The sequence below is a fragment of the Salinisphaera sp. S4-8 genome (genome assembly GCF_040361235.1).
GTDB lineage: Bacteria > Pseudomonadota > Gammaproteobacteria > Nevskiales > Salinisphaeraceae > Salinisphaera.
The window spans coordinates 360,830-385,644 of sequence record NZ_APNF01000003.1; the positions used below are offsets into that span (position 1 = coordinate 360,830).

22 protein-coding genes are annotated in these 24,815 nt (G+C 62.0%); 9 read left to right on the forward strand and 13 right to left on the reverse strand.

Features of this window, described 5'->3' with window-relative positions:
• Position 1 precedes the first annotated feature (1 nt).
• From S4A8_RS06780 to S4A8_RS06790, 3 genes are all read left to right on the forward strand, one after another.
• Positions 2–1,264, forward strand: coding sequence for a TRAP transporter large permease (locus S4A8_RS06780; protein WP_353219567.1), 1,263 nt, complete (start codon positions 2–4; stop codon positions 1,262–1,264).
• A 28-nt stretch (positions 1,265–1,292) separates the two neighbouring features.
• Positions 1,293–2,297 (forward strand): TRAP transporter substrate-binding protein, encoded by a 1,005-nt coding sequence (locus S4A8_RS06785; RefSeq protein WP_353219568.1) that lies wholly within the window; start codon positions 1,293–1,295, stop codon positions 2,295–2,297.
• A gap of 309 nt (positions 2,298–2,606) precedes the next feature.
• Positions 2,607–3,818, forward strand: a complete 1,212-nt coding sequence (locus S4A8_RS06790) for a lipase family protein (RefSeq protein WP_353219569.1) — start codon at positions 2,607–2,609, stop codon at positions 3,816–3,818.
• A 101-nt stretch (positions 3,819–3,919) separates the two neighbouring features.
• Here the strand turns inward: S4A8_RS06790 and S4A8_RS06795 are convergent, their stop codons facing one another.
• From S4A8_RS06795 to S4A8_RS06805, 3 genes are read right to left on the reverse strand one after another with little or no spacing between them, the layout of a single operon-like run.
• Positions 3,920–6,196, reverse strand: coding sequence for a xanthine dehydrogenase family protein molybdopterin-binding subunit (locus S4A8_RS06795; RefSeq protein ID WP_353219570.1), 2,277 nt, complete (start codon positions 6,194–6,196; stop codon positions 3,920–3,922).
• The gene (locus S4A8_RS06800; RefSeq protein ID WP_353177552.1) at positions 6,189–7,250 is read right to left on the reverse strand and encodes an FAD binding domain-containing protein; all 1,062 of its coding nucleotides are present in this window, start codon (positions 7,248–7,250) and stop codon (positions 6,189–6,191) included. Before S4A8_RS06800 ends, S4A8_RS06795 begins: the two co-directional genes overlap by 8 nt.
• A complete protein-coding gene (locus tag S4A8_RS06805; RefSeq protein ID WP_353177554.1) occupies positions 7,247–7,744 on the reverse strand; it encodes a (2Fe-2S)-binding protein in 498 nt (165 codons plus the stop codon). Before S4A8_RS06805 ends, S4A8_RS06800 begins: the two co-directional genes overlap by 4 nt.
• Before the next feature lie 117 nt (positions 7,745–7,861).
• Here S4A8_RS06805 and S4A8_RS06810 point away from each other — a divergent pair, with 117 nt between their 5' ends.
• The 3 genes from S4A8_RS06810 (at position 7,862) to S4A8_RS06820 (ending at position 11,383) form a co-directional block, all read left to right on the forward strand.
• Positions 7,862–8,473 (forward strand): TetR/AcrR family transcriptional regulator, encoded by a 612-nt coding sequence (locus tag S4A8_RS06810; RefSeq protein ID WP_353177556.1) that lies wholly within the window; start codon positions 7,862–7,864, stop codon positions 8,471–8,473.
• A gap of 106 nt (positions 8,474–8,579) precedes the next feature.
• The gene (locus S4A8_RS06815; RefSeq protein WP_353177558.1) at positions 8,580–9,026 is read left to right on the forward strand and encodes a hypothetical protein; all 447 of its coding nucleotides are present in this window, start codon (positions 8,580–8,582) and stop codon (positions 9,024–9,026) included.
• Between the two features lie 353 nt (positions 9,027–9,379).
• Positions 9,380–11,383: a methyl-accepting chemotaxis protein gene (locus S4A8_RS06820; RefSeq protein ID WP_353177559.1), complete on the forward strand. Its 2,004-nt coding sequence runs from the start codon at positions 9,380–9,382 to the stop codon at positions 11,381–11,383.
• 290 nt (positions 11,384–11,673) lie between these two features.
• On the opposite strand, the gene S4A8_RS06825 is transcribed toward S4A8_RS06820, so the two are convergent.
• From S4A8_RS06825 to S4A8_RS06835, 3 genes are all read right to left on the reverse strand, one after another.
• Positions 11,674–12,807 carry a diguanylate cyclase gene (locus S4A8_RS06825; protein WP_353177561.1) on the reverse strand — a complete coding sequence of 378 codons (1,134 nt, stop codon included), beginning with the start codon at positions 12,805–12,807 and terminating at the stop codon, positions 11,674–11,676.
• Between the two features lie 183 nt (positions 12,808–12,990).
• The gene (locus S4A8_RS06830) at positions 12,991–13,905 is read right to left on the reverse strand and encodes a bestrophin family protein (protein WP_353177651.1); all 915 of its coding nucleotides are present in this window, start codon (positions 13,903–13,905) and stop codon (positions 12,991–12,993) included.
• A 159-nt stretch (positions 13,906–14,064) separates the two neighbouring features.
• Positions 14,065–14,679 carry a TetR family transcriptional regulator gene (locus S4A8_RS06835; RefSeq protein ID WP_353177563.1) on the reverse strand — a complete coding sequence of 205 codons (615 nt, stop codon included), beginning with the start codon at positions 14,677–14,679 and terminating at the stop codon, positions 14,065–14,067.
• 150 nt (positions 14,680–14,829) lie between these two features.
• Between S4A8_RS06835 and S4A8_RS06840 the strand changes: the two genes are divergently transcribed.
• Positions 14,830–15,729 (forward strand): metal-dependent hydrolase, encoded by a 900-nt coding sequence (locus S4A8_RS06840; RefSeq protein WP_353177565.1) that lies wholly within the window; start codon positions 14,830–14,832, stop codon positions 15,727–15,729.
• Positions 15,730–15,743: 14 nt separating this feature from the next.
• Here the strand turns inward: S4A8_RS06840 and S4A8_RS06845 are convergent, their stop codons facing one another.
• Positions 15,744–16,736, reverse strand: a complete 993-nt coding sequence (locus S4A8_RS06845; protein WP_353219571.1) for an NAD(P)-dependent alcohol dehydrogenase — start codon at positions 16,734–16,736, stop codon at positions 15,744–15,746.
• A 106-nt stretch (positions 16,737–16,842) separates the two neighbouring features.
• Entirely contained in the window at positions 16,843–17,250 is a 408-nt protein-coding gene (locus S4A8_RS06850) for a hypothetical protein (RefSeq protein ID WP_353219572.1), read from the reverse strand.
• Between S4A8_RS06850 and S4A8_RS06855 the strand changes: the two genes are divergently transcribed.
• Positions 17,242–17,646: a DUF268 domain-containing protein gene (locus S4A8_RS06855; protein WP_353219573.1), complete on the forward strand. Its 405-nt coding sequence runs from the start codon at positions 17,242–17,244 to the stop codon at positions 17,644–17,646. The two genes, S4A8_RS06850 and S4A8_RS06855, sit on opposite strands and share 9 nt — an antisense overlap.
• Before the next feature lie 67 nt (positions 17,647–17,713).
• Here S4A8_RS06855 and S4A8_RS06860 read toward each other — a convergent pair whose 3' ends face one another.
• Positions 17,714–19,687: an acetoacetate--CoA ligase gene (locus S4A8_RS06860; RefSeq protein ID WP_353219574.1), complete on the reverse strand. Its 1,974-nt coding sequence runs from the start codon at positions 19,685–19,687 to the stop codon at positions 17,714–17,716.
• 332 nt (positions 19,688–20,019) lie between these two features.
• On the opposite strand from S4A8_RS06860, the gene S4A8_RS06865 reads away from it, so the two are divergent.
• Positions 20,020–20,973 carry a mechanosensitive ion channel family protein gene (locus S4A8_RS06865; RefSeq protein ID WP_353219575.1) on the forward strand — a complete coding sequence of 318 codons (954 nt, stop codon included), beginning with the start codon at positions 20,020–20,022 and terminating at the stop codon, positions 20,971–20,973.
• Positions 20,974–21,260: 287 nt separating this feature from the next.
• On the opposite strand, the gene S4A8_RS06870 is transcribed toward S4A8_RS06865, so the two are convergent.
• The 4 genes from S4A8_RS06870 to S4A8_RS06885 form a co-directional block, all read right to left on the reverse strand.
• A complete protein-coding gene (locus S4A8_RS06870) occupies positions 21,261–22,112 on the reverse strand; it encodes a hypothetical protein (protein WP_353219576.1) in 852 nt (283 codons plus the stop codon).
• Positions 22,113–22,518: 406 nt separating this feature from the next.
• On the reverse strand, positions 22,519–24,138 hold the full coding sequence (locus S4A8_RS06875; protein ID WP_353219577.1) for a DUF2326 domain-containing protein: 1,620 nt from the start codon (positions 24,136–24,138) through the stop codon (positions 22,519–22,521).
• On the reverse strand, positions 24,132–24,353 hold the full coding sequence (locus tag S4A8_RS06880) for an ABC-three component system middle component 7 (protein ID WP_353219578.1): 222 nt from the start codon (positions 24,351–24,353) through the stop codon (positions 24,132–24,134). The genes S4A8_RS06875 and S4A8_RS06880 overlap by 7 nt, the downstream gene beginning before the upstream one ends.
• A partial coding sequence (locus S4A8_RS06885; RefSeq protein ID WP_353219579.1) for an ABC-three component system protein occupies positions 24,353–24,815 on the reverse strand: 463 nt, incomplete at its 5' end. The genes S4A8_RS06880 and S4A8_RS06885, both read right to left, overlap by 1 nt.

Consider the following 24,815-nt stretch of genomic DNA (forward strand, 5'->3'; position numbering starts at 1 on the left):
CATGTTTCTCGGCTTCATATTTCTCGGCGTACTGCTGCTTTTGATCCTGCTCGGCGTGCCGGTGGCGTTCTCGCTGGCCGGTACAACACTGCTCGGGCTGTTCTATATGGGGGGCTGGGGCGCGGTGGCCGCGATGTCCAACACCGCCTGGAGCACCACATCCGAGTTCGTGCTCACCGCGATTCCCTTGTTCATCCTGATGAGCGAGATCATTGGCGCCACCGGCATCGGGCGCGATCTGTTCATTGCCGTCGAACGCTTTCTCGGACGCATCAGCGGCGGCCAGGCTGTGGCCACCGTGGTCGCCTGCGCGATCTTCGGCGCGGTCAGTGGCACCGCCGTGGGCGTGGCCGCGGTAATCGGCGGCGTGGCCATTCCCGAAATGCTCTCCCGCGGCTACTCGCGCCGTATCGCCACAGGCGCGGTCGCTGGCGGCAGCCCGTTGGGCATGATCATTCCGCCGAGCCTGCCGCTAATCATCTATGGCGTCGTCACCGAAACGCCGATCGCCGATCTGTTCCTGGCCGGCATCGTGCCCGGGGTGATTATTACCGTGCTGTGCTGCGTTTGCGTGAGCTTCATGGTGCGTCGATCCGATATCCGCAGCGATCCGATGGATACGGCGAGCGCATTCGAATCGATCAAGTTGTCGATGCCGGTGGTGCTGCTGATCGTACTTGTGATCGGCTCGATATACGCCGGCATCGCAACGCCAACCGAAGCCGCTGCCGTGGGCGCGGTAGGCGCATTCGTCATCGCCGGGATCCAGGGGCGTCTGACCTGGCAACGTATCGTCAGCTCGCTGTATGCCTCGGCCCGGATCAGCGCCATGCTGCTGTTCGTGCTGGTCGGGGCGATGCTGTTCGGCTACCTGCTGGGTATCACCCGCATGCCGCAGGAACTGACCGCGCTCGTCGTCGAACTCGAGGTCTCGCGCTGGCTCGTGTTCGCGCTGATCATGCTGGCGTTTTTCATTCTCGGCATGTTCCTCGAAGTGACCTCGATCATCCTGATCACGATGCCCGTGATCTTTCCAACCGTGGTGGCCCTGCATTTCGATCCGGTCTGGTTCGCCATCGTGCTGATGGCCAACATGAGCCTTGCCGTTGTCACCCCGCCAGTCGGGCTGTGTCTCTACGTCGTCAAATCCTGCGCACCCGAGACGTCATTGCGCGACGTGATCCTGGGTACGGCGCCGCTGATGATGATGTATGTGCTCGTGCTGATCGCGCTGTGTTTCTTTCCGGGCCTGGCTATCTATTGAACGACATAAGACCAAGAGGAGATGAACGATGACGATGAAGAAAACCCTATGTCTGGCCATGGCGGCCCTGACCACGCTCGCGACAGGCTCGGCCTGGGCGCAGCAGACGCTGCGACTGGGTCATTATTTCGCGACCGAGGACTTCCGCGGTAAGACCGCGCAGTATTTCGCCGACCAGATCAATCAACACACCGACGCACTCAACGTCGATGTCTACCCCAACGAATCGCTGGTCAAGGGCCGCGAGGCGCTGCAAGCGACCTCTCAGGGCGTCGTGGATATCTATTCGGTCTATGCAGGCTATCTTTCGGGCCAGGTGCCGTTGATCAACATCTTCTCGCTGCCGTTCCCGCCCCCGTCCTATGACGACAAGGCGATGTACGAGCTGGCGCTGGATTCCAAGACCGTCGCCCTCATGGACAAGACGTTCGCCCGGTTCGGGGTCAAGTATCTGGGCGTTATCAACTCGTCCGGCCCGGCCCAGCTGTTCCTGCGCAACCCCGCTCGCTCGGTAACCGACATCTCGGGCCGCAAGCTGCGCGGCGCCGGCGGCTTGTCGGACGTCGCACTGCGCAAGCTGGGCGCTTCGGTCGTCTTGCTCAGCGCCGCAGAACAATTCCTGGCACTACAGACCGGCACCGTCGATGGAATCTCCACCACGTGGTCGTCGTATGTGAACTATGGACTGGCTGACGTAGCACCTACTTACCTGGCCGCCACGGTGGTGCGTGCGCCATACCTGTTGCTGATGAACAAGGCGAAATACGACGCCTTGAGCGACCAAGAACGCGACGTGATCACGCAGGCAGTCAATCGCACCGTTGAATGGTCGCGCGAGCATTTCGCCACTGAGCAAAAGGCGCTGCATGACAAGGTCGTCGCACAAGCCGAAAACGTGGTCGAAGTCTCCGAGTCGGACAAAACTGCACTCCGTGAACAGATGCAGCCGATCTACGACTCCTATGTCGAAGACAACGGAGAGTCAGGGCGTCAGTTGATGGAAACCTGGCGACGGGTGACCGGCACCGAATAAGCGGCCCCATTGCGGCGCTGTGCCGCCAAGGCTTGAGACAACGCAATCGGGCACGCGAATGCAAGTCTCGGGCGGTCATACAAACGCGCACGGGATTACACCTGCCGCACTCGTATCGCCGTTGCCGATCGTAGTTCTCTGTGCGCTTGCTGCACCGGCTACGCATCGGCAACGCCGCTTCGGGTCGCTCGGGTAAAGTTTGCTCCGCTCATAACCAACAAGCGTGCGCGCAGCGCCGATAACGAGGAGACAGCAATGGTTCGACGAGGCAGTTCATTAACCACGACATGGCTTGCGGCACTGACTGCCGTGAGTACGACCGTGGCCATCGCACAGACCGCCCTGGCGGCACCGGCCGATACGGCGCCCGGAGCGGTGGTATCGGAGTTCTATACACCACCCTCGCCCCTGCCGGGCGCCCAGGCCGGCGATGTGATTCGTTCGCGCGCACTCACCAACGATGCCGCGTTGCCCCACGCCGCCAGCAACCATCTGGTGCTCTATCGCTCGACCGATATCAACGGCGACCCGATCGCGGTGTCGGGCACAGTCGCCATTCCGCCCGGCGAAGCGCCGGCGGGCGGCTGGCCGGTGATCAGCTGGACGCACGGCACGACCGGCACGGCCGATGTCTGTGCGCCGTCGCTCAACGATGTCGGCTATCGCGACAAGGATTATGTGGACCGCATCAACAAAACGCTCGATCGTTGGGTGCAGCTGGGCTATGCGGTGGTCAAGACCGACTACCAGGGTTTGGGCACGCCGGGGCCACATCCGTATCTCAACGGCGAATCCGAAGCACGCAACGCGGTGGATATCGTGCGAGCCGCCCGCGCGCTCAGCGACGACCTGAGTACTGACTGGCTGGTGATGGGCCATTCGCAGGGTGGCCAAGCGGCGTGGTTCACGGCCGGGCGCGGCGAAGCCTATGCACCGGAACTGCATCTCGTCGGCGCGGTCGCGCTCGCGCCGGCCTCGCATCTGGAAGCCATCATCCAGTATTTCCAGGCCCACGCAGCCCAGCCGGCCTCGCCGTTTCTGCCCCTGGTGCTGGAAGGCGCGGCGGCCTCGGCTGACACCGTGAACCCACAGGCACTGACCACGGACGCCGGCCAGGCGGTGTTGAAGCTGGCCGGAGAGCGCTGCCTCAACGGTCTGCGCAAACCCGATGCGCTGGGTGATCTCACCACCGCGCAGTTCCTGAAAGCCGACGCGAACTATCAGCCGCTCTACGATGTGCTCGATGTCTTCGGCGGCAGCGAACATGTCTACCCCAGCGTGCCGTTGCTGGTACTACAGGCCGCCAACGATCGCATCGTGCCCAAGGTGTATACCGATCAGGCGGTCGCCAAGGCCTGCAACCTGGGCGCGCCGGTCGACTATCGCAGCTACACGATCGAGAACGCGGATACGCCGCCGGAGGGCCATCGCGGCACGGTCGAGGCCTCGTTCGAGGATGCGCGTGCCTGGATTGCGGCCCGATTCGCCGGTGAGGCGGCCGAGCGCAACTGCAGCGACTGAAGCCGTCTCGAAAGGCGTCGCCTTACCGTCGTCGACAGATAGCCAAGGCCGGCACCCACGTGATGGATGCCGGCCTTCTCATCGAACCGGCGCGGCGGCGTTCAACCCACCGTCGCGCCGTCGGCGAACATATCGGCTACCCGGATCGGGAAACGCCGAATACGCTTGCCGGTGGCATGCCAGACGGCGTTGGCGATCGCGCCGGCGCTGCCGGTCACGCCGATCTCGCCCACGCCCTTGATACCGAGCACGTTTACGTGCGGGTCGTCTTCGTTGACGATCAGCGCTTCGATATTCGCCACATCGGCATTGACCGGCACGTGATATTCGCCCAGATCGGCGTTCATGATCCGGCCCGTTCGGGCGTCGGTGTCGGCTTTTTCGTGCAGCGCGAAGCCCAGGCCCCAGATCATGCCGCCGAAGAACTGGCTTTCGACCATGCGCGGGTTGATCACCCGCCCGGCCGCGAACGCGCCGACCATGCGCGTGACGCGCATCTGGCCCAGATCCGGATCGACCTTGACCTCGGCGAACACCGCGCCGTGGGCATGCATGGCATAGCGCTCGCCGACATCCGCATCCGCACGCCCGCGGCCGTGGCCGACGAGTTCGCGCAGGCCGGCGCGGCGCAGGATATCGGCATAGCTTTCGCTACGGGCTGCATCATCGCCGGCCTGAAGCCGGCCCCAGCGCGCCTCGACTTGATCGGCGGCCACGCCGTGCAGGGGTGACTCGACATCGGCGATGGCCATCTCGATGAGCCGGGCGATGGCATCGCGACCCGCCGCATCGATGGCGTTACCCACGGTCGCGGTATGCCCGGAGCCGCCGGCCACGCCGCCATCGGGCAAATCGGAGGTGCCGGCCCGAAACACGGTCTGATCGAGTTCGAGCTTGAGGCTGTCGGCTGCGATCTGGGCGAGTGCGGTCCAGGCACCCTGCCCCATGTCCTGGGCGCCGGTTTCCATGACGCCGGTGCCGTCGGCCCGGATTATCGCTCGTGCCTCGGCCTCGAACATGATCACCGGGAACGTGGCCGTACCCAGGCCCCAGCCGACGAGCAGACCGTTGTCGTCGCGCATCGAACGCGGGGCGAGCACGCGTTTGGCCCAGCCGAAGCGCTGGGCGCCCTGCGCATAGCAGTCGTACAGACGCTTGGACGAAAACGGCTTGCCGGAGATCGGCTCGACGTCGGCATAGTTGGCCAACCGGAATGCCAGCGGGTCCATGCCACAGGCATGGGCAGCCTCGTCGATCGCCGATTCCAGCGCGATGGAGCCACTGGCCTCGCCGGGGCCGCGCATGAACATGGGCGTGCCGGTATGCACGCGCACCGCATCGTGCGTGGTCGAGATCGCCGGGCTGGCATAGAGCGTATGCGAGATATTCGCGGACGGCTCGAAGAACTCGTCGAACACGGATGACGTGGTGCGTGCGTGGTGCGCCAACGCGGTGAGCTTGCCGGCGTCATCCATGCCCAGACGCAGCGTCTGGCTGGTGGGCGCGCGATGGCCGAGCGGGCCGTACATCTGCGCCCGCGTCGGCACCAGCTTGACCGGTCGCCCGACCAGCTTCGCCGCCAGGATTCCCAGGACCTGCGGGCTCATCAGTGCGCCCTTGCAGCCGAAACCGCCGCCCAGATAGGGGCTGCGGATGAACACATCGTCGGCATCGATACCGAACAGCCCGGCGAGACGCCCGCGCGCGATCGTCATCGCCTGGCTGGGCGTATCCACCGTGAGCTTGTCGCCGTCCCAAGTCGCGACGATGGCATGCGGCTCCATCGGGTTGTGGTACTGCGCGGGCGTGTCGTAGGTCGCCTCGACCCGCCGGGTGGCGCCGGCCAGCCCCACATCGATATCGCCGACATGGCTTTCGGCCGGCGCGCCGGGGCCGACGGCCTGGGGCACGAACGCCTCGCTATCAGCATGCATGTCGAGCTGGGCCGGCTCGATTTCGTACTGGGGCGCGAGCAGGGCCGCGCCCTCGGTCGCGGCTTCGAATGTGTCGGCGATGACCACCGCGATCGGCTGGTTGGCATAGCGCACGCGATCGTTCTGCAGCACGTCGAGCCGGAACATGAACGGGGTGTCGCGATCGTCGGGGTTCTTGGCCAGCGGCGGCCGGTTTGCAGGCGTCATCACCTCGACCACACCGGGGTGTGCCTTCGCGGCGTCGACATCCAGCGCGACGACACGACCATTGGCGATGGTGGCCACCGCCATGACGGCATGCAGCATGGCTTGCGGATGATTGTCGGCCGCATAGGTGGCACTGCCGGTGACCTTGGCCACGCCGTCGCGGCGCTTGACCGGCTGGCCGATGCTCGCCTGCTGGCGCTGACGCGCGGGCGCGGTAATGGGGGCGAAATCAGACATGGGCGAGCTCTCCGACTTCGGTGGCAAAAGGCGCGGCGGGCAGTGCCGGCAACTCGCGCGGTGTACCGGCAGCCGCACGCGCGAGCACGCGGGCCACCACGTTCTGGCCGAGCTGGATCTTGTAGGCGTTGTCGCCGGACGGCGCGGCACCAGCCAGCGCTGCCCGGCCGGCCGCAGCGAAGGCCTCGATACCAGCGCTCGTGCCGATCAGGCCCGCTTCGGCTTCGTGTGCGCGCCACGGCTTGGCGGCCACGCTGCCGAGCGCGATGCGGGCATCCGTAATCGTGCCGTCGTCGTCGATCTTGAGCGCGGCGGCAGCCGAGACCAGCGCAAAGGCATAGGACGTGCGCTCGCGTACCTTGAGATAGCGCGAATGCCAGGCGAACGCAGCCGCCTCGCCCGAAAGGCGCACGCCGACGATCAGCTCACCCGGCGCCAGCACCGTCTCTTCGTGCGGCGTGTCCCCCGGCAGTTGATGAAAGTCCGTCAGCGCGACCTCGCGTACGCCGTCACGCCCGGCGATCTCGACGACCGCATCCAGCGCGGCCAGCGCCACACAGAAATCGGAAGGATGCGTGGCGATACAGGCATCGCTGAAGCCGAACACGGCATGGTTGTGGTTCAACCCGCCACGTGCATCGCATCCGGCGCCGGGCACGCGCTTGTTGCAGGCACTGGCCGGATCGTAGAAATAGGCACAGCGCGTGCGCTGCAACAGATTGCCGCCCACCGTGGCGGCATTGCGTAGCTGCGGTGAGGCGCCGGCCAGCAGCGCCTCGGCCACGGCCGGGAAGTCGTGCGCAAAATTGTCGTCGTAGGCCAGGTCGGCGTTTCGCACCAGCGCGCCGATACGCGCGCCGCCGCTGTCGTCGCCTTCGATCGTGTTGAGTTCAGGCAAATGGGTGATATCGACCAGCCGCGACGGCGTGACCGCCCCGCCTTTCATCAGATCGAGCAGGTTGGTACCGCCAGCCAGATAGGCGGCACCCGGCTCGCTGGCCGCGGCGACGGCTTCTTCGATGGTGGCCGGGCGGACATAGTCAAAATGATTCATGCCACACCTCGTTCCGTCTCGCGTGCCGTGAGGCGCTCGGCATCGAGCACTGCCTCGACGATGCCGGCATAGGCACCACAGCGACACAGGTTGCCGCTCATCTGTTCGCGTACCCGTTCCGGGTCCCCGTGTACGCGCGCTTCGCGCAGCAGGCCAATCGCACTCATGATCTGACCGGGCGTACAGAAACCGCACTGAAAGGCGTCGTGATCGATGAACGCCTGCTGCACCGGGTGCAGCGCCGCGCCAGTGGCCACGCCTTCGATGGTTTCGATGCGCGCGCCTTCCAGACTGGCGGCCAGTGTCAGACAGGCATTCACGCGCCGCCCCTCGACGAGCACGGTACAGGCCCCGCATTGGCCACGATCGCAGCCTTTCTTGGTGCCGGTCAGCATCAGGCGCTCGCGCAGCAGATCCAGCAGCGTGATACGCGGATCGTCCAGCGCGATATTGCGCCGTTCGCCGTTGAGAGTGATTTGAATGGACAGCGACATGCGCAGCCTCCGGTAAAATGAGCAGCAGGAACGGGGCCGTGACACGCGAACCGCGTGCGTTCAGGGCGTCAAGGCAATATACGGAGGCATCCTCCGCTTTGTAAAGATACGTTGACCATGGCCAGTAACGAGGTGAACAGAACAACGCGCCCGCGCGCCCAACGCGTCGATGCCCGCCGCAATCGCCAACGGCTGCTGGCGGCCGCACGTACCGTATTCGCCGCCGAAGGCGCGAACGCCAGTCTGCAAGGGATCGCGCGCGAGGCCGGCGTGGGCATCGGCACGCTGTACCGGCATTTCCCGGCGCGGGAAACGCTGTATACCGCAGTCTACGAAAGCGAGGTCGATCAACTCGCGGCCCGCGCCGCCGCGCTTGCCGACGCGCCCGATCCGGCCGCCGCCCTGCGCGACTGGCTGCAGGCGCTGGTCGCGCTGGTGGCGACCAAGACCGGCATGATCGCGGCGCTGGCGATCTCGGCCGAAACCAAATCGGCCGTATCGCAGGCCACCTCGGCACGGTTGGTCGAGGCGCTCGACGGCCTGCTTGCACGCTGTATCGCCCACGATCAGCTACGGGATGCGCTGGGCGCACGCGATCTGCTGCATGCCGTGGTCGGCATGTGCCTGATCCAGACCGAGCCGGACTGGCAGCAACGTGTCGCACCGATGATCGATGTGCTCATCGACGGGCTGCGCCGTGCGGATCGCGACTCGAGCGCGCGCACTTGAATACAGGCGCTGGCCGCTCCAGCGCAAGACTGGAAATCACGCGCCAAACCCCATAGCGTTGCGCGCACGACTCACCTGACAACCTGCCAATACGCAAAACGCCGCCATGAGTGAAAACGATCTGATCGAAGCCAGCCCCTGCAAACTGCGCAACGGCGACTGGGGCTGCAAGACCCAGGAGCCCGTTCAGGTCGGCGATAGCGTGCAGATCGTCACCCGCGCCAACAAGCAATGGCGCGCCGAGATCACCCAGGTCGTGTGGACCGACGGCCAGGTGTGTATCTGCGCGACGGCCAGCGAGAACCAGAAGTCGGCCAAACCGGATACCGCCGCCAAGCCCGCCGCGAGCAAAAACACCAAGACGCCGGCTAAACCACCGCGCGCTGCAGATGACGGCGCATCGACATTCGACAACGCTCCGCCGGCGCCGCCACGCACGGACGTGCCGGCCACCGACGATCTCGATGCCATGGCCGATCGCGCCGCCGAGCAACAGGACGATTTCGACGACATCATGAACGCGGCGAGTGAATTCGAGCGCGATCCGGGCTAGGCGCCCCTGATCGCACCGCCGCCAGTCATTGGCTGGGGGCGCGGTTGGCGCCACGGGCTCGCGACTGCCCGCTCGCCACGCTCACCTGCCGCAGTCATGCACCGCGCCGGCCGGGCCATCACCATGCGCCGGCGTCCGCGCAGGCAGGCACTTACCACGCGTTGCCTCGTAAAAACGCTGGGCAAGTCGCGGCAAGGCGTCACAGCCCAAAGGGCGCGGCAAAGCGTGCCGGATTAAACCCCCTCCGACTGCTGCCGATAGAAGCCTTGGATGAACGCACCTTTGGCATCAACGGCAACTGGCGAGATATGCCCGTGCTCGCTCGTCACGCGTCCCCAGCTCTTTCACCAAACATGACACATCTGCTGCATCGTATCGGGATCAGTCGCAAGTTCATGCTGGCACTGACTCTGCCCACGCTGGCCATGCTTTACTTCGCGATCACCGGGATCGTGCAACGCCAGCAGATGGTGGGTGACATGGACCGCCTGCAATCATTGACCGCCGTGGCTCAGCAGGCCGGCAACCTGGTTCACCAACTACAGCTCGAGCGCGGCATGACCGCCGGTTTTCTGGGCAGCCAGGGCCAGACCTTTGGCGACAAGCTGCGCGAACAACGCCCGGCCACCGATAGCGCGGCCGATTTGTTCATCGACCAGCTCGCCACGCTCGATGACAGCGCACTCGGCAGCGACCTGCGCGCCCAGATCGATACCGCCCGCCAGCGCCTGGATGAGACGTCCGCCATGCGCAATCGGGTGGATGCACTCTCGATCTCCCTTGGCGACGCGCTTGCCTACTACACCGGCACCAACGGGGCGCTCATGGGCGTGGCCGGAAAACTCAGCCATATCACAAGCGAAGCGCATGTGGCGCGGCCTATATCGGCCTACTACAAGCTGCTGGAAGCCAAGGATCTGGCCGGTATAGAGCGCGCCCTGCTGGCCAACGCGTTTGCAGCCGACCGGATGTCGCCTGCCCTGTATCGCCGATTCCTGGAGTTGATCGGTGCCGAAGCGGCATTTCTTAAAGGTTTCAAGACGCTTGCTTCACCCACCATGCGGCAACAGTACGAGCAGGCTGTTTCCGGGCCGGAAATCGAGCGTTTGAACGACCTGCGGGATCTGGCCATCGAACGCGCCGCCCAGGGCGGTTTCGGCGTCGACCCGCAGCAATGGTTCGCATGGCAGACGGTCAAGATCGGCCGGCTCAAGAACGTGGAAGACGCGGTTACCGCCGAAATCATGACCACTGCCCAGGCACTGCGCAGCGAGGCACGCCGCGATCTGTGGGTTTATATCGCCATCGCGGTCATCGCGGCGCTGCTGACGCTGGCACTCACCGTGGCCATCGTGCGTGCGATCGTACGCCCGCTCAAACAGGCGCTGCATGACATCACCCATCGCAATGGCGATCTGAGTCAACGCCTGGCGGTACCCGGCACCGACGAACTGTCGCAGCTTTACGTGGCCTTCAATCAGGCCACCGAAAGCACGGCCCAGCTGGTCAGAAATATCCAGCGCAGCGCTCAGTCGGTGGAAGTGGCCAGCGGCGAGATCTCGCAGGGCAATCAGGACCTGGCACAACGTACCGAGCAGCAGTCTGCATCGATCGAGGAAACGGCCGCCAGCCTGGAAGAAATCACCTCGACGGTACGTCATACCGCCGAAAACGCCGGCCGCGCCCAGCAGCTGTCGGATGACATGTCCGAGCAGGCCCGCCAGGCGCGGTCGATCGCCGACGATGCGCGTCAGGCAATGGGCGATATTCATAATGCCAACGAGGAAGTCACCGATATTATCGAAGCGATCGACGGCATCGCCTTCCAGACCAACCTGCTGGCGCTGAATGCTTCGGTGGAAGCCGCACGTGCCGGCGAGCATGGGCGCGGCTTTGCGGTGGTCGCCTCGGAAGTGCGCCAGCTGGCCAGCCGTAGCGCCAGCGAAGCCAAACGCATACGCCAGTTGATCGAGCGCAATGTCGCAACCATCGATACCGGTAACAAACTGGTGGGCGAAACCCACAGCACGCTGACTGCGATCGCGGAGCGCATCCGCGAGGTCACCGGTCTTGTCACCGATATTTCCGGCGCGACGAACGAACAGTCGCAGGGGATCGAGCAGATCAATCAGGCGATCGCACAGCTGGAGTCGGTGACACAGCAAAACTCGGCCCTGGTCGAGCAGGTGGCCGCAGCAAGCAAGTCGCTCGACGCGCAGGCCATGGAAATGGCGCGCGAAGTCGGCCAGTTTACCGTCGACGCTGGCGAGGCTGGCGCAACGCCCGAGCAGGCAGCGCCTGTCCCATCGCAGCACAGTGCGTCCGGCGCCGCGGCAGCTCAGCTCGCCATGGCGTGATCCGACACCGCCTTTGATAAAACACAGCGCAGCCCGACCAAGTTCGGGCTGCGCTTTTTTCTATGCACCATGCCGGCGCGCCCGGGTCCGCGACCAATCATTTGAACCGAGGCTGAGGCCGTTGCGACTGTGACGGGGATACGCAGCCACGCGATCGGCAAACCCGGGCTGGGCGCTTTCATCTACCGCACGCTTGCTGACCATCCCGCCGGCCTGATGCGCGCAATACGAGGGCCGCCTGTCGGCCGATCCCGCTTAGCGCTGCGCCGGACCGCGCGCCCTGGCCAGATTCAAGCCTGCAGAAACCCGCTGGTGGCCGTGTTGCGGCCTTCATCCTTGGCCCGATAGAGCGCCTTGTCGGCGGCATCGATTGGCGAGGCCAGGCATGGTTCGGCCTCGTTGCTGGCGCTTTCGAACTGGCTATAGCCGATACTCACCGTGACCACGGCCAGCCCATCCGGCCGGTAGCCATGCGGAATCGCCAACGCCTGAACGGCCGCGCGCAGGCGCTCGACCGTGTCGCGGATGTAGGCTCGGTCGGCCTGGGGCAACAGGATGATGAACTCCTCGCCGCCAAAGCGTGCAACCAGATCGAAATCGCGACGCGTGACCGACCGCAGTGCGGCACCGATCGACGCCAGGGCTTCGTCGCCACGCAAATGTCCGTAGTGGTCGTTGTAAAGCTTGAAGTAGTCGATATCGCAGAGCACGACGCCGACCACGGCGTCGGCCTTTTTCTTCCAGCTGGCCAGAAACGCGTCCACCGCGCGCCGATTGGGCAGTTGGGTGAGGGCATCGGTCGCACTCAGGCGGGCCAGTTCCAGATTGGAATCGGTCAGCTTCTTTTCCGCGAAACGGATTTGATAGCGAAACAGCGTCATGAACGCGCTTATGAGTGCGACGGCAGCCACCGCGCTGAAACCGAAGGCTACCGTTAGTACCGCATCGGGTACGACCAGGCGCGCTTCGGCAAACCCGAAGTTGCGATCGCATAGCCAGAAAAGCGTGACGTTGATCAGTGCCAGCGCGGCGAGCGTTCGGGTGTGTGCGCGCTCGAACAGCAGCGGCAGAATACTCACGATCGTGAAATAGAACAGATGCACGCCCAGATCGCGGCCGACATACCAGGTCACCATCACCAGATGGAGCATGGCCACGGTGACCACGAAATCGCGGGCGGAATCGTGCCGACGGCAATAATTCGCCCAGAGCGTCCAGGCATAGCCGGCCATGATCACGATATTGCTGGCGAACACGGGCGCGTAGTACGACAACGACGTCAGCCCGTAGAACAGCTGATACGGCACGGTGGTCACAAAACCCAACGCGGCGAGCTGATTGACGAGCATCACGCGGCGTCGCAGCGCCGGCGGGGAATCCGGCGCGCCCAGTGCCCAGCAGCGTTTGGCCCAGCGTGTCAGCATCGCGTATGCAGGCGCTCGCCTGCCGTTGTTGAGTTATGCAGTCGGCCCGGCCACGGGTCAGCCGGCCAACGCGAAACATGGGTCACGCGATACCGGGCCGGGTATCCGGGCGGCGCCGTCGCACGATTTATCGGCCACAGCCGCGGCGAATTGATGGGCCCGCTCGCCGGCCCGCCGGACGGGCTACCACAGCACCCCGTTGACCGGTTCGACCGCGGGTGGTGCCGGTCGGCCAATCGATTCCATCAAATCGATCTCGATGGTCGTACACATGGCCTCTAACGGCAGATCGTGGGCGTTGTTGGCAAACGGATCGACCAGTTCATCGCCAATATGCAGCGCGGCCAGAAACATCAACGCCACCAGCGACGAGCCGATGGGCGTAAAGATTCCCAGATACGGCGCAATGCCGATCGGCAGCAGGATACAAAACAGCCGCACGAACATCTGCGGAAACAACCGATACTGCATGGGCAACGGCGTATTCTTGATTCGCTCCATGCCGCCCTGGGCATTGGCGATATCTATATTCACGGCCTCCAGGCGCGACTGCTGGATGGTGTCGATATAGCCCTCCGCCCGCGCCTGGCCCGCCAGGCGGGCGTTTTCGTTGAGCAGGGCGTTGGCGGCGTTACTCATCTCCAGCATGCGCTCGGCGTCTTTCGCATCGAGTATGCGATACGCCGGTACCGCGCGATCGGTACCGCGTAGCTGGCAGCGCAGAACATGCACATAGGCCACCTGGTTGGTCACGATCGCTTCACGCAGTTCGCGGGCACGGGCGTCGGCGCTGTCGATGAATGCCAGCGCACAACGGGTGATATTGCGCGAGGCGTTGATCATCAGACCCCACAGCACGCGGCCCTCCCACCAACGTGCGTAGGCCGAATTCGACCGAAAACCGAGAAACAACACGATGCCCGTGCCAAACAGCGTGAGCGTGGTTCGCGACAAGGCGCTGGACTGAAAATCCTGGTAGCGCTCGGGCTGGGCGAAATACAGCAGCGTAATCAATACGTCCCAGACGAACATCCACAACAACGGCCACCATATCCCGGTCAGAATATGCCGGAACCCCGGAACGGTCGGAATAATCATGCGACAGGCGCGGACCTCGGTGCTCAAGCGATAGGCGCGACAGCCAAACGCGCTGCAGCGCAGCAATCGTTGACGACGCAGTTACTTGACCACAAACGAATGTAGACGTTCGCAACCCTGGACAGACCGCACGACCACCGCCGGCCCCGGCGGCGCTATTCAAGGCGCGTGACCCAACCGTGCGATCACCAGCGAAAACAGCCCGGACGCGGTTTTGAGCATGCGCTCGCGACGGTTGGGGTCGTCGATCAGGTCCAGGCCCATGCAAAAGACCTCGTTGACCATGATGTCGATGAGCGCACGCAGGTCGTCGTCGATATCCGCTTCGACGAGCCAGCCGAGCGTCTGAAAATCGACGATCATGTCCTCGCGGATCGCGGCCATGGTATCGACGACCCGCTTACGCAGCGGCCCCGGCGGGCCGTAGCGCTCGCGAAAGGCCACGGTGAACACCGCATCGTGCTCGAGCGCGAAATCGAAGAACCAGCCGACAACCCACGGCGAGGGCACTTCACCCGCGGGCACACGCATGAGCTCACGCCGCAGGCCCTGGCGCAGCTCGCCGACAAAGTCGTCCACGATTGCCAGCATCATGCCCGGCACATCGTCGAAATGGCGATAGAAGGTGTTGTGATTCAGCCCGGCCTCGCGCGCGACTTCGCGCAGAACGAGGCTGCGCGTGCTGCCCTTGCGCATGGCCAGCCGGGCCGCGGCTTCGATGAGTCGGCGTTTACCGCGCGGCGTATCGGCAGAGATCAGGCGTTGCGATGTCATAACAGGGTTTGACGAACAAGTATCCAGCTGGATACATTGAGTATCCAATTGGCTACATGGTAGAACGTATCGCCCGACGATACACGTTTTCCCATACGGCCAACCCGATAAACGATCGATACGACGCGCCACAGGTGCAGGAGATTTGTCATGAGCGATCGGCAAGCGCAAGTCAATATTCACGGCTCGGGCTACAGCGGACCGGTCATGCCGGAACGCCGCGACCTGCATTTTCTTCCGCCGGCCGACCGGGTCTGCGACTGGCACAAGGCCGGGCCCAACGTCACCCAGTTCATGAACGCCATGTCGCTGTTCTTCCCGGCCGGCGAGCGGCTGTTCATCGATGCCGTGCGCGCCTATCGCGACGACATCCCCGACCCGGATCTGCGCAAGGCGGCCACGGCCTTCATCGGCCAGGAAGCCATGCATAGCCGCGAGCACACCGAATACAACCGGGTCATGGATGCTGCCGGTCTGCCCGCAGGCGAGATCGAAGGCCGGGTCAAGGCAAAGCTCGACGAAATCAAAGAACGCGCGCCGCGTGTCGTACCGCTGTTGATGACCATCGGCCTGGAGCACTACACGGCGCTGCTGGGCGACGTCCTGCTCCGCAACCCGGATCTCATTGCCGGCTCCGAGCCCCACTACGAACGTATGTGGCGCTGGCATGCGCTCGAGGAAGTCGAACACAAGGCCGTGGCCTTCGATGTCTACGAAAAATGCGTAGGCCGCGGGCCCAAGGCCTATGCCATGCGCGCCAGCTACATGCTGTTGACCACCACCAACTTCTGGCCCCGCGTGTTCATGACCTACCGCGCCCTGGCCGCTGCCGATCCGGCCTGCCGCAAGGCCGGCTGGCGCGGCCACCTCAAGCTCGCCAACTACCTGTTCGGCGGCCCCGGCGCGCTGCGCAAGGCCCTGCCGCACTACTTTGCCTACTTCAAATACAGCTTCCATCCCTGGCAGCAGAACAACGCCCACCTGCTCGCCGAACTGGATGAAATCGTGGAAGCGGCGGAATCCGTCTACGCCAAACAGACCGCGCATTAACGGGTAATCGCAGCTCAGCCGGGCGTCACCGCGATCACGATCTTGCCACGGGCGCGGCCACTGCGGCTGCGCTCGTAGGCCTGCTGCGCCTCGGCGAGCGTAAACCTGCTGTCGATGACCGACCGCACCGCGCCGGCGGTCATCCACTCGCCGATGGTTTGAAGGTCCGCCGTCCAGGACTCGACACGCAGCAGCGAGGCGTTGCGCCGGCGCGAAAGCAACGTGCGCAATGCGGGCCGCGCATGGCCCATAGTGGAGATGAAATAGCCCGCTGGCGCCAGTAATGCGCCGCAGCTGGCCGGCGTTTCGTACGCGGTGACATCGAATACCAGATCGAACGCTCGCCGCTGGCCGGGTGCGGGCTGGCGATAATCGCCCGCGGTATAGTCGATGACCGCATCGGCGCCGAGTGATTGCACGAGCTCGATATTGCGCGTGCTGCACACGCCGGTGACATGACAGCCCAGTTGGCGGGCGATCTGAACGGCATAACTGCCCACACCGCCCGACGCCCCAATGATCAGCACCGACCGCCCGGGCCCGGCCTGCCCTTTGCGCAGCCCCTGCAATGCGGTCTGGCCGGCCAATGGCACGGCCGCGGCCTCGATGAAACCGGTATTTGCCGGCATCAACGCGATGCGCCGCGTATCGATCACGGCATATTCGGCCAGGGTGGCGGTGCGCAGGCGCATATCCATGCCATAGACCCGATCACCGACCTCGAAGCCCTCGACGCCCGCGCCCAGCTGGACGATCTCGCCGGCCAGATCGTCGCCGAATAATGGCGGGATCAGACGCCGGCCCAGCGGCGGCGCTGCGCGCGCCAGGGTCAGATTGAGCTTCCAGTCTTTCGGGTTGACCGATGCGGCATGCACTTTCACCAGCACGTCGTTCTTGCCCGGCACCGGCCGTTTGCGCTCGCCCAGGGTCAGGCGGACGCTCGGCCCGAATCCTTCAGGAATAATGGCTTTCATGAACACGGCAAGCGCGATGGTCGATAAAGACATCGTATCCCGGCCGGACCGCTGTCTGCAGGCGCCAGATCGCTGGGCAACCATCGACCCGATCGGCGCGCGGCGCCTGCCATGTAACAGCAGTTAGGCTGTATCTTGTTCACTGGCTTTCGTACGCCCCTGCCATGAAGAAGAATAACGTCGTCAGAACGCTTAGAAAAACCTCAAACGCCAGGTCACGCGCCAGCTGGATTTTCACCGCGACCGCCGTGAATTCCTGTCCCAGATGCCGGCCGACGGCGGCGACTTCGCCATGGGGCCGACGTTCGCGATCCTGAATGAGAAGGATGCCGCCAGCGGCACCGCGCAAGGGCACTATTTCCACCAGGATATTTTCGTTGCCAACCGCATCTTTCATGCCGCGCCCGAACGGCATGTCGACGTAGGCTCGAGAATCGACGGCTTCGTCGCCCACGTAGCCGCCTTTCGGCCGGTGGAGGTCTTCGACATTCGGCCGTTGATCGCGAACACCCACAACATCCGGTTTCAGCAGATCGATTTGGCGCACGACCTGCCGGAGCACTTTGTCGGCTGCACGGATTCGCTGTCCTGTCTGCATGCCATCGAGCATTTCGGCCTCGGGCGCTACGGCGACCGTATTCAATACGACGGCCACTGCGCGGGCCTTCGCAACCTCACGCGGCTGCTACGCACCGGCGGTACGCTCTACCTGTCGACGCCCATCGGCCCGCAGCGCGTCGAGTTCAACGCGCATCGGGTGTTTTCGCTGAATTATCTGCTGGAATGGCTGACGCCTACATACGATATCCAGAGCTTTTCGTTCGTGGACGACGCGGGTGATTTTCACCCCTTCCAGTCGCTGGACGATCACGCAGCGGTCGAGTCGAATTTCGGTTGCCACTACGGCTGCGGCATCTTCGAACTGACCAAAAAAGCGCTATAAGACGCTTACCTTAAAGCACGCAACGCCAGCAGGCAGTCGCCCCGAACACTGTCCGGGGCGTGGATCACTACGCGACCGCGGGCCGGTAGTTTCTGAAAAACGCCAGGCTGTCGGGGTTGGCCATGGCGTCGCGGCTCACGGCGTTTTCTTCATCCATGCCGAGCAGCAGCTTCTTGATCGGCAGTTCCATCTTCTTGCCGGTGAGCGTGCGCGGCACAGCCTCGACCGCCACGATCTCGTCCGGCGTGTGACGTGGTGACAGCTGGCGGCGGATGGCATCCCGAATCTCGGCGCGCAGGGTGTCGTCCAGCGATACGCCCTCGGCCATCACCACGAACAGGGCAAGCCAGGAGGCGCGGCCCAGATATTCGAGATCCACGATCAGGCTGTCGCGTATCGCATCGAACTGTCCTTCGACCACCGCATAGATCTCGCCCGAGCCCATGCGGACACCGTGGCGGTTGATGGTGGTATCCGAGCGGCCGTAGATCACCGCCCCGCCACGGGGCGTGATGCGTATCCAGTCGCCATGACGCCAGATGCCGGGATAGGTATCGAAATAGCTGCCATGTAGGCGGCTGCCGTCGGTATCGTTCCAGAAATACAGCGGCATCGAGGGCATGGGCCGGGTCACCACCAGCTCGCCCACGGCATCGTCGAGCACCTGGCCGTCATCGTCGAAGGCATACACGGCAATACCAAGCCCACGGGCCTGCATTTCGCCGACCACCACCGGCTTGATCGGACAACTGCCGACAAACGCCGCGGCGATATCGGTGCCGCCGCTAATGGCCGCGATCATGACATCGCCCACCGCGTCCATGATCCAGCGATAGGCATCGCCCGGCAGGGGCGAGCCGGTGGACCCGACGCTCCGCAAATGGTGCAGATCCGCGCATTCGCGCGGCACAAGGCCGGCCTTGCGACAGCCGGTGAAATAGGCCGCGCCCGCGCCGAAAAAGGTCATCTGCGTTTCTTCGGCAAAACGCCAGAGCGTCGCCAGATCCGGATAGCCAGGGTTGCCGTCGTAGATACATACCGTCGCCCCCACCAGCAGCCCGCCGATCTGCGAGTTCCACATGATCCAGCCGGTGGTAGAAAACCACATGAAGCGATCGTGCTCGCCCAGATCAAGCTGGAGCGCATGGCCCTTGAGGGTTTCCAGCAGCGCCCCGCCATGACCATGTACGATGGGCTTGGGCATGCCGGTCGTGCCCGAGGAATAGACCACCCACAACGGATGATCGAAAGCCACCGGCGTAAAGCTCAGCGCGACATCGTGGGCGACCAGCGCATGCCAGTCGTGGGCATTCTCGAAGCGAGCCTCGGGCTCGAGATACGGCAAGACGATCAGCTGTTCGAGCGTGGGCAGCGACGCGCGCAGTTCAGCCACGACGGCCCGGCGGTCGTGATCGCGACCACCGTAGCGATAGCCATCGACCGCGATGAGCACTTTCGGCTCGATCTGGCGAAAGCGGTCGAGCACGCTGTTGCTGCCCATATCCGGCGAGCAGCTCGACCAGATCGCGCCCAGGCTCGCACAGGCCAGAAAGGCCACGATCGCCTCCGGCACATTCGGCAGATAGGACACCACCCGATCCCCCGACACCACGCCCATGTCGCGAAGTGCATGGGCAAACGAGGCCACCTGGCGCTCGAGTTCGGCCCACGACATCGTCTCGAGCCCGCGCAGCTCCGAACGCGACATGATCGCCGGGCGTTGTGCGGCCTCGCCGTCGCGATGAAAACGAAATGCCTGCTCGGCGAAATTCAGCTGGGCCCCGTCAAACCATCGCGCGCCCGGCATCACCGGCTGGTCGAGCACCCGCGTATACGGGGCATGCTGGCGTACGTCGAAATACGACCAGATCGAGGCCCAGAAATCCTCTAAATGCTCCACCGACCATTGCCACAGGCTTTCATAGTCGTCGAACGTCAGACCGCGCTCGCGCGCCAGCCACTGCATGTAGTCGTACAGACGACTGGCCTGAATGCGCGCATCGCTCGGCTGCCAGATGATCTCGACCGGCTGTTCGGCCATGGACCGCTCCTCTCAATGTTGTTGTTATCGAAACGCAGCGTATCGAAGCGAACGCCATACGCCCAGACGCACGTTCTCCTGCGCCCGTATTGTCGGGCTCAAAACACGAAGCTGCTGCGCGTAATCGCCCTCATCCGCCGCGGCCTTGTGTACGTCGAAGCGCGAGCTGCCGCCTCCAGCGCCCCATTTTGAAAATATTGATTACCCAAATCGTACCGAGCTGACTAAGATGGCCGGCTCGCCGGGTACACGCCGGGCGCTGATACTGCAATCGACACACGGTGCGCGTGGCTTTGCCACCGCTCGCCGACAAACACGCCAGGGGGCGACCAATGGAAACCGTGCAAACGGCCTGGGATCAGACGCGCACATTCTTGAGCAATCTGTTCACGACCAATCTCATCAACGGCCAGAGTCTTTCCGACTACATCACGCTCGATACCGTACTGGGCATCGCCGGCAACGTGGCCCTCGCGCTGCTCATCCTACTGATCGGCATGATGATCGCGGCGTGGGCGAACCGGCGGATTCGCGGCACCGCCCAGGGCAAAAAGGACCTCGACAACACCTTGTTCAAGTTCCTGGGTTCGATCGCGCGCTACGTGATTCTCGGTTTCACGTTCCTGTTCGTACTCAACACCTTCGGTATTCAGACGACCTCGATCATCGCCGCTCTCGGTGCCGCCGGCCTGGCGGTGGGCCTGGCGTTGCAGGGCACGCTTTCGAACGTGGCCTCCGGCGTGATGATCATCTTCTTCCGGCCGTTCAAGGAAGGCGACTTCGTCGAAGTGGCCAACGGCGAGATGGGCACAGTGCAGGAAATCTCGATCAACTACACGGAGCTAGCCACTATCGGCAATGTGCAGATCATCGTGCCCAACTCCGATGTCTGGGGTAACACCATCCACAACTATTCCGCCTACCCCAAACGCCAGGCCCAGTGGACCTTCGGCGTGGGTTACGACGCCCCGTTGGCCGAAGCCGAACGCGTGATCCGCGACACCGTGACCGCCGACGAGCGCACCCATACCGACACCGAACCGATGGTCAAGGTCAACAATCTGGGCGACAGTTCGGTCGATTTCCTGGTCCGCGCCTGGGTATCCGCCGACGACTATTTCGTCTATCAGGCCGACATGAAACGGGCCGTCAAGGAAGCCCTGGCCCAGGCCGGTATCGAGATTCCCTATCCGCATCGCACCATCGAGATGAAAAACGGCGGTGGCGACGACACCGAAAACCCGGGCGACGGCCCGTCGAATCGCAGCAGCCGGTCGGCCGCCTGAGCCGCGGGCGCGCAGCGTGAAGCCCAACGCTTCGACAAGGGTTCGATCGGCACCGAACGGACCCGTCAGCCAATAGGAAAAGCCGGGATTTACCCGGCTTTTTCTATGGCGACAACAAAAGTCAGCGTAGGCGCCCCCGGGAGCGCGACAACCCAATCGCGCGTATGCACCGCCCGGGCTGCGATCAGGCTACGGCTATGGTCGCCCGTAAAGGTACTCGCGCATATGCAACAGAATCATGCCGGGCCAATCACACGCGGTTGCGTCGCCGGCGATGCCGACAAGGCCTACGCTTTGCCAGCGAGCCGTTCACCGTAGCTGCTGGGCCTGAAGTTCGGGTCCAGTCGCTTACGCACGGCCAAATAGAGTTTGTTGATCAGGTAACAGCCCAGCGCGACGATCGCGAAATCGGCGAGCATCGCCAGGAACAGGACCATGAAACCCGTTTGCAGCCATTTGTCGGTCGGAAAAAAATATAGATACCCCAACGCCCCGATGACAATGCAGCTAATCGCACCCGCGAACATGCTTATGCTCTCGCGAATCAAGTAGTACCGACCATGCCGATTAAACACGGTATCGATATCAATATAATCGGCGAGATAAAGAACGACCGCTTCCTTGTTCGTGTCAACACTTTCGCCGCCCGCTTTCTGCGTCGAGCGGGTTTCGATAAAAATGACGTCCAACTCGGTTTCGCGATACCCGTTTTTCTCGGTCGCCACAAAAGAAAGCAACGACGTGAAAGGCGGCAACCAGAGCGTGACGTCTCCGACGAAGAACTCTTCTGCTCGTGAATTCTTGACGCGATGCGTGATGTAGGTGACGGGACCTTTCACCGTGCACACCGTATTGCCCAGGACCGCACGCTTGCGAAGCCCCTGATTACCAATCCCGCGGCCGGCGTAAAGAGTCAGACCAACGGTCGGTATGCCCACAAACAATATGGCCAGAATTGCTCCGCGACTCAGCCCGAACGGTAGCGCCGCGATCAGCAGACACCCCAGGCCCAGGAGAAAGCCGCCAATCAGAACATAAGCACGAAGCTGGAGATTTTTGAGCACCAACACCTGCTTCGCATATGCCTGTTCATTCGCCGTGATCTGCCGCTCACCCTGAACAGTGACACGCGCGTTCATATCCATGCCTTTCAATCAACGGTCATCGGGTTGGCGGGCAGAATAGTGCCATGGTTTCGGTATCGAACGCCGTAATCCCTGTCGGCGTTTGGGCGCTTCGCCTTGGGCGACGAGACGCTCGTGCCAGCAAAGCCCTAGTCCATCGCGCTCGCGACGCCATGCAACAACTCAAGCCGGTATTCTCCCTACCGCGCGAAACTCAGAAAGTATCGACCTACCTCGCACGCCTTTTACGGGTTAACTATTCCGCAGTTCGTGCACGTGCTGATCCGGCGCGGCGATCGGGCGACACTATATTTAGCTGGAGGCCCACTCCGTTCTCGGCGCTCGTCGCGATTTGAGCTATCGAGTCTAGGATACTGCCCCCTGATCGCGCAGCGGATCACACATCGCCGGCAACGCGTTATTAGGGCTCGTCACGCCTACGCCAGTCCTTGATGTACAAAACCTGATCATCCGAGAGGCGGACTACTGCCGCTCTATCGACTAGCTCGCCGGTAGCCTCGCTGTATTTGCCCACTTCATCAAGTGCAATAAACGACTGCCGCTTGAAATGTCCATATTGTTCAACGATTCGCTCGACAGCTTTGTTTTCCACATTCTTAAAAAGTAGCGAGTCATGGATGAGATATGGCAACCGTGTTGCCCCGAATACAGCAAGGTCAAATAAGATCAGGTTGCCGTATGCCTTGCCTGTGCCGGTGTCCTCATAAATCTTGTAGTCGTAGTTACTTGAACTGAAATAAAGGTAGGGACTCTTTTGGCTGTTTTGATAGATGGCTTTCGCCAGCGAGGAAAGTTCCCAGTTTATTAGCTTAGCTATTTTTGAAAGCGCTAAGAGACGCTTTTCTTCCAAATCTTTCCGTAAGCTTCCAGCATCAGACCTTAATGTGGCATTTTGATCATAGTACTCATTCTCTTGCTGAAGCGAACGCACCTTCTTCGACACATCGTAGACTCGATCTACGATCAACTCTGGATTCTCGACGTTTGCCAAGATTTCCCGAAGACGCTCATCCAAACCCAATAGTGCCTCGTCAATTCGATCTAGCTCGTCCTTCAACGTCCGTTCATTTTGCCGCATCTCCTTACGCAGAATTTGTGCGATATCCGAATGAAACTCCTCGACCGAAGCTAATCGTTCGCTTTCCATGGACGGGAAGAACTTCGTGAGCACCTCAAAGTTCTTACTCTGAATATGCTTACTTTCTTTCAGGGAGCCCGAGACCCGCTGCAACCTGCTCGCTACGCGTGCACGTGCGTTAAGAAGCTCATCTTTTGAAGATTTAATCTCAGCAACTTCTTTGTTGGCAAGCTGCCTCAGATTCATCGCGTACAATGCAAGATCCGAACGAATGCTCGCGAATTCCTCCGAGAGCCGTACAATTTCCTTAGAGTTTTCTCTGTATTTTTTCTTTGAGATCTTTGGGACGACCTTTTGACGAAAAGCAGCCTTTAGTGCGCTCGCCCTAGCCTGAACGTTTTTAAGGGCCCCTTCGAGCCCCTCCACTTCGTCATATTTCTGGAATAATTTGAGTACTAGATATAGGGAATCTACAGCTGGCTGCTTAAGATGAGCGTCTAATGGCCTTGCAGGTTCAAGATTTTTCTTTCCCCAGATTCTTGAAAACGGAGCACAGGCCTGCCGAAGACTTAGCCCAAGATCGGTAAGGCCATAGTGGGCTGTTAAACGCTCGCGGTATTCCTGAAGGGTTAACGCTTCAATGACCTCCCATGAGTCATCGCACAAATGCACTACATCCGGCATCGCGGTGTCACGGCGATATAGGTGAAACTTCCCCACGAATTCGAAGGTCGCACGATAGTCATGATGGCCGAGTTCGGCAACAACATCTGCGTTATGGTTTAGAAAGTCTGTGCCACCCATAACAAAGTCAACTACCATCAGTAAAGTTGACTTGCCTATAGAGTTTGTCGCCAGGTCGCCTCCTACCACAACATTGAGGCCTGGTTTGAATCTGATCGTCTTATGGTGAAATTTTTCACAGGCGATCGCTTTCAGCATTTTTCCACCATCCCTGTAGCTGCGTCGAGGCGTATCGCGCCCAACACATACAAGACATCAAGCGTAAGCAAGAACTCACCGGCGTCCTCAAATTGGCGTTCAACGAGCTTGTATAAGGAGTGAGCCGATATCGGGCTATCGAATGCTTGCAAAAGTTTCGGCGACTTCCCTAAGAGACTGTCGTCCAAGGAAGTGAATTTGGTGGGCGCAATCATCAAAACACCTCGCAATTCTGGACGAAAAATGAGACCAATATCTCGGCAGCATCGATGCTCTTGGGTTTGGTTTTTACGTTCACCCAGACGACCAGATTGTCGAATATCGCTTGCTTATCAAATCCCAACTGTTGTTGCTTCAGAAAGTAGGCCTTAACTTGCAACGAAACGATGTTTGAAAAGTTCGGACTAGCCTTGTCGACTTCAGAGAAATGGGTCTTAATCAATGGGAAGTAATCACTCACATTGTTCTTGATCTTCCGGACAGTAGGGCGCGTGATTGATTCATCTACCTTCTCGTCTATGGTCGTTGGCGCGTATGCGATTTCTACTGTCAATGGCCTAATAAAGTTCTCTTCGTAAAGGGCTTCGATAACGTCGCGTATATCTGTCTCTAGATGTGATCTTTCAGTAGGTTGTTCATCCGGGCCACTGACCTTGAAGCTGATGGGTGTCGAATCC

What these genes read in the sequence shown, in the direction of transcription:
- S4A8_RS06865 (WP_353219575.1), top strand. Translation starts at nt 20,020, where the DNA reads ATGGAAACCGTGCAAACGGCCTGGGATCAGACGCGCACATTCTTGAGC.
- S4A8_RS06840 (WP_353177565.1), top strand. Translation starts at nt 14,830, where the DNA reads ATGAGCGATCGGCAAGCGCAAGTCAATATTCACGGCTCGGGCTACAGC.
- S4A8_RS06810 (WP_353177556.1), top strand. Translation starts at nt 7,862, where the DNA reads ATGGCCAGTAACGAGGTGAACAGAACAACGCGCCCGCGCGCCCAACGC.
- S4A8_RS06805 (WP_353177554.1), bottom strand. Translation starts at nt 7,744, where the DNA reads ATGTCGCTGTCCATTCAAATCACTCTCAACGGCGAACGGCGCAATATC.
- S4A8_RS06870 (WP_353219576.1), bottom strand. Translation starts at nt 22,112, where the DNA reads ATGAACGCGCGTGTCACTGTTCAGGGTGAGCGGCAGATCACGGCGAAT.
- S4A8_RS06860 (WP_353219574.1), bottom strand. Translation starts at nt 19,687, where the DNA reads ATGGCCGAACAGCCGGTCGAGATCATCTGGCAGCCGAGCGATGCGCGC.
- S4A8_RS06835 (WP_353177563.1), bottom strand. Translation starts at nt 14,679, where the DNA reads ATGACATCGCAACGCCTGATCTCTGCCGATACGCCGCGCGGTAAACGC.
- S4A8_RS06780 (WP_353219567.1), top strand. Translation starts at nt 2, where the DNA reads ATGTTTCTCGGCTTCATATTTCTCGGCGTACTGCTGCTTTTGATCCTG.
- S4A8_RS06795 (WP_353219570.1), bottom strand. Translation starts at nt 6,196, where the DNA reads ATGTCTGATTTCGCCCCCATTACCGCGCCCGCGCGTCAGCGCCAGCAG.
- S4A8_RS06845 (WP_353219571.1), bottom strand. Translation starts at nt 16,736, where the DNA reads ATGTCTTTATCGACCATCGCGCTTGCCGTGTTCATGAAAGCCATTATT.
- S4A8_RS06830 (WP_353177651.1), bottom strand. Translation starts at nt 13,905, where the DNA reads ATGATTATTCCGACCGTTCCGGGGTTCCGGCATATTCTGACCGGGATA.
- S4A8_RS06785 (WP_353219568.1), top strand. Translation starts at nt 1,293, where the DNA reads ATGACGATGAAGAAAACCCTATGTCTGGCCATGGCGGCCCTGACCACG.
- S4A8_RS06825 (WP_353177561.1), bottom strand. Translation starts at nt 12,807, where the DNA reads ATGCTGACACGCTGGGCCAAACGCTGCTGGGCACTGGGCGCGCCGGAT.
- S4A8_RS06875 (WP_353219577.1), bottom strand. Translation starts at nt 24,138, where the DNA reads ATGCTGAAAGCGATCGCCTGTGAAAAATTTCACCATAAGACGATCAGA.
- S4A8_RS06820 (WP_353177559.1), top strand. Translation starts at nt 9,380, where the DNA reads ATGACACATCTGCTGCATCGTATCGGGATCAGTCGCAAGTTCATGCTG.
- S4A8_RS06880 (WP_353219578.1), bottom strand. Translation starts at nt 24,353, where the DNA reads ATGATTGCGCCCACCAAATTCACTTCCTTGGACGACAGTCTCTTAGGG.
- S4A8_RS06800 (WP_353177552.1), bottom strand. Translation starts at nt 7,250, where the DNA reads ATGAATCATTTTGACTATGTCCGCCCGGCCACCATCGAAGAAGCCGTC.
- S4A8_RS06815 (WP_353177558.1), top strand. Translation starts at nt 8,580, where the DNA reads ATGAGTGAAAACGATCTGATCGAAGCCAGCCCCTGCAAACTGCGCAAC.